The 4,107-nt window shown below is 33.4% G+C and carries 4 protein-coding genes and 1 pseudogene; 1 reads left to right on the top strand and 4 read right to left on the bottom strand.

Annotation, left to right across the window (positions count from 1 at the left end):
• Window positions 1-104, top strand: a pseudogene (locus HKP48_RS03610) (DDE transposase); the annotation flags it as partial.
• Window positions 105-650: 546 nt separating this feature from the next.
• Here HKP48_RS03610 and HKP48_RS03615 read toward each other — a convergent pair.
• From HKP48_RS03615 to gcvT, 4 genes are all read right to left on the bottom strand, one after another.
• The gene (locus tag HKP48_RS03615; protein ID WP_296342913.1) at window positions 651-1,397 is read right to left on the bottom strand and encodes a YebC/PmpR family DNA-binding transcriptional regulator; all 747 of its coding nucleotides are present in this window, start codon (window positions 1,395-1,397) and stop codon (window positions 651-653) included.
• A 154-nt stretch (window positions 1,398-1,551) separates the two neighbouring features.
• Window positions 1,552-1,845 (bottom strand): 4a-hydroxytetrahydrobiopterin dehydratase, encoded by a 294-nt coding sequence (locus HKP48_RS03620; protein ID WP_296342915.1) that lies wholly within the window; start codon window positions 1,843-1,845, stop codon window positions 1,552-1,554.
• Between the two features lie 36 nt (window positions 1,846-1,881).
• Entirely contained in the window at window positions 1,882-2,712 is an 831-nt protein-coding gene (locus HKP48_RS03625) for a sugar nucleotide-binding protein (RefSeq protein ID WP_296342918.1), read from the bottom strand.
• Window positions 2,713-2,739: 27 nt separating this feature from the next.
• Window positions 2,740-3,822, bottom strand: a complete 1,083-nt coding sequence (gene gcvT, locus HKP48_RS03630) for a glycine cleavage system aminomethyltransferase GcvT (protein ID WP_296342920.1) — start codon at window positions 3,820-3,822, stop codon at window positions 2,740-2,742.
• Window positions 3,823-4,107: the final 285 nt, after the last annotated feature.

Here is a 4,107-nt window from a genome sequence, read left to right on the forward strand (position 1 = left end):
ATGCAGAGTCTTTTAATGCTAAAATTAAACTCTTTAGAGCTAACCTAAGAGGAGTAACGGACACTACTTTTTTCCTCTTTAGATTAAACAAACTCTTTGCTTAATCCCCATAAAATGAATGTGACCCCTTTAAACTCAAACTGTGCAGAAATTTTGTTATGAATACGCCTTCCTGTTTTGCTAAAATTATATGTAGCTTATAATCTTGCTTTACCGTTTTTTTGATTAGCCTTAAGGTCATAGAAGCTAATAATAAAATCTTTTCCCTTCTGTAATTCACAAAGCATACGCCACATATTCTTTGCACTTTACCCTTCTAATGTACCAAAAGCAGGGTCTTTAAAATAATATCATTATGGTAATATTTTGTCATAGCTTCCGCATCTAGATTAGCAAATGCTGTATAGAATTTGGTAACTGTTTCTTTCATTTTTAAAGCTACAAAAAATCACACTTGATCTACAACCATTTAATTATATGTTTTTTAGCACAAAAAATCTAAAATGAAGTTTTGTCCGTAAATATGTTATAGAGCTAAATCCATTTAGCTTACCCCACTTTTTATTTTAATGGATTAATTTAAAAAGAGAAAAGGCTATAAAACCCAATTTTTGGGAGATAGCATTTTTAAATTTTTAAAGCTTTAAAATTTACCCTGTCGTTTCTTCCATGTTATGATAAACATTCTGTACATCGTCATCTTCTTCGATTTTTTCGAGAAGTTTTTCGACATCTGCCATTTGCTCTGGTGTAAGTTTATTCATTACTTGTGGTATACGTTCAAAGCCAGATGATAATATTTCAATATTATTTTCTTCCAAGTAAGCCTGAATTTTACCAAAGCTTTCAAAGGGCGCATAAATCATAATACTTGTTACTTCGTTTGCATCCGCATCTTCATCAGTATCTTCAAAAATTTCTTCAACACCAAAATCTATGAGTTCTAGCTCTAATTCTTCTAAATCCAATTCGTCACCTTTAATTTTAAAGTTACACGTATGATCAAACATAAAAACTACAGATCCAGATGTACCTAAACTACCATCACACTTATTAAAGTAACTACGTACATTGGCAACAGTACGCGTATTATTATCTGTTGCAGTTTCTACCAAGATAGCAATGCCGTGTGGCGCGTAACCTTCAAAAACTACTTCCTTAAAATCGCCTTGATTTTTATCAGACGCACGCTTTATAGCTCGCTCAATGTTATCCTTAGGCATGTTTACAGATTTTGCATTCTGTATAACTGCTCTTAATCTGGAGTTGCTATCTGGGTCTGCTCCACCTTCTTTAACAGCTATTACTATATCTTTTCCTATACGTGTAAAGGCCTTGCTCATAGCAGACCAACGTTTCATTTTACGTGCTTTTCTAAATTCGAAAGCTCTTCCCATAGTGTTTAATTATAATTTAAAGTAAATAAAGCTTCAAATTTTGAAGTCGAACAAATTTAAAAAAATAGATGTTTCTCGCAAAGCCGAAACATGGCTAAAGATTGTGATTTTAAAAACTATCAATTGTAACTGACTATAGCTGTCTAATTAGTGCCTACTCATCTTCTGGCTCAACAATATGCTCTATAGCGTGCGCGAGTTTAAAATCTTTATCTGTTACACCGTCTGCATCATGAGTTGTTAAAGAAATTTTGAGAACATTGTAAACATTAGACCAATCTGGGTGATGACCTAAAGCTTCGCACTCAAAGGCTATGCGGCTCATGGCACTAAAGCAGTCTTTAAAATTTTCAAATTCAAATTCTGCATGGATGGCATTATCAAAATAATCCCACATAGGAAGTTGCAATAATTTCTTTTCTATTGTGTTTTCGTCGAGTTTATTCATAAATCTAAAGTTAAAACTTTTAGTTTAAGCAAACAATTATTTTTTAAGTTCTTCTAAAACCTTATAACTTGTAATTTGAAGATGTTTTGGTAATAGATTGTATTTTGGTAAAACTGCTAGATATCTATCGTCATTTGTTGTGTAGACATTTTTGAAAGATACTTTGTTTGTAAACAAGTGAGAAGTTAATTCTTTTATAAACTCATCGTGGTGTACTAAATCTGTACTTCCTAAATGAAACACACCTGACTTATTTCTATTTATAATATAATGAATTTGCTGTGTTACTTTTTTATCAAGAGTTACATTCATTATTAAGTTCGGGAAAATTTCTACGGATTCTTTCTCTGAAATAAGCTGCTTCATTTCTGATATTCTAGGACAGTTGTTTCCAAAAACCATAGGTAAACGCAAAATTACGTATTGTCGTTTAGGCATTCGCATGAGCATGTTTTCAATTTTTATCTTAAAATGGCCGTATATGCTATGACTAAGAGTTTTGTCTGTTTCATAGCTTGGGTATTTACTGTAAGCATCAAAAGCATTTGCCGAAGACATAAATATAATTTTACTATTATGCTCTAATGCGTATTCTGTTAGATGTCCGTGAGCAATGGTTTGGGCATGGAAGTTGCCACGTAAGGCTGAAATGATAATATCAGGGTTGGTTACTTCTAAAATTTTGTAGAGGTCATCTTCTTCAACATTGTAATGAAAAAAGTGCTTATTCTTTTCATATTCTTTTTTAGCCGAAAAGTATGTACCATAAGTATTAAAGTAGGAGCAGAGTTCTTTGTAGATAGAACTACCTAAATAGCCACTAGCTCCAAGTACAAGTATTCTATATTTCTTTTCAATCTTCTTCATTAATCTTACAACGCTCAGAATAAGAATTTAGCTTTTGTAAAATGGTAATTTTACAACTGTAGCCGGAATTGCTTTTTTACGAACTTGAATATTGATTTTGCTATCTGCAGAGGCAAACACACGCGGCACATAGCCTAAGCCAATACCAATACCCAAACTAGGACTCATGGTCCCAGAAGTAACGCGACCAATAGTTTTACCAGAACCATCTACAATATCATAGCCGTGACGGGGAATACCACGCTCGTCCATTTTAAAGGCAACTAATCGGTTCTCTGGTTTACGCTCTTTTTCGGCTTTTAAGGCTTTACTATTAGTAAACTCTTTATTGAATTTACAAACCCAACTTAAACCAGCTTCTATAGGAGACGTTGTATCATCGATATCATTACCGTAAAGACAGTAACCCATTTCTAGTCTAAGTGTATCTCTAGCTGCCAAACCAATAGGTTTGATGCCAAAATCTGCTCCAGCCTCTAGGACCTTGTCCCAAACTTGTTTTACTTCAGAATTCTTACAATAAATTTCAAATCCACCACTGCCTGTGTAACCTGTTGCAGAAATAATTATGTGTTTAATCCCTGCAAAATCACCAACTACAAAATTGTAAAAGGAGATTTCTGATAAATCATGACTCGATAACGACTGCATAGCTTCAATGGCTTTGGGACCTTGGATAGCTAATAAAGAATAGTCTTCACTTAAATCGCGCATCTCAGCACCAACATCATTTTTGGACGAAATCCAGTTCCAATCTTTTTCAATATTACTTGCGTTTACAACAAGTAAATAAGTCTCATCTTTGATTTTGTAAATGATTAAATCGTCAACTATACCACCATCATCGTTTGGTAAGCAACTATATTGCGCTTTACCAATTTCTAATTTACTCGCATCGTTACTCGATACCTTTTGGATTAAATCTAAGGCGTTTGGGCCTTCAATTAAAAACTCACCCATATGCGACACGTCAAAAACACCAACGGAGTTTCTTACAGTTTCATGTTCTATATTAACGCCTTGGTATTGTACAGGCATATTGTAACCAGCAAAAGGAACCATTTTTGCACCTAAAGCTTCGTGAGTAGCGGATAATGCGGTATTTTTCATGTTATGATATTCAAAAATTTGAAGTGCTAAATTAAGAGTTTTAGCGGAGTTTTTATAGCTATTTAATGACTTTTAAGGTTTTACACTTTCCCAATACTTGTAGAGACTTTTTTGATAAGTTTTGTATTGTTCAGGAATGTTTTTTAGAGTAATCATAGAAACTAAACCACTATGGACTAAAGTACCATAGGTTTGTTACTGACTAAAGTCAGCAGTACGTGATTACTCAAGTATGAAATTTTCACTATCATTTTCAGATTTCCTGTGATGTTCTAAATACTCATT

This window comes from Winogradskyella sp., from assembly GCF_013042245.1.
In the GTDB taxonomy this organism is placed as follows: domain Bacteria; phylum Bacteroidota; class Bacteroidia; order Flavobacteriales; family Flavobacteriaceae; genus Winogradskyella.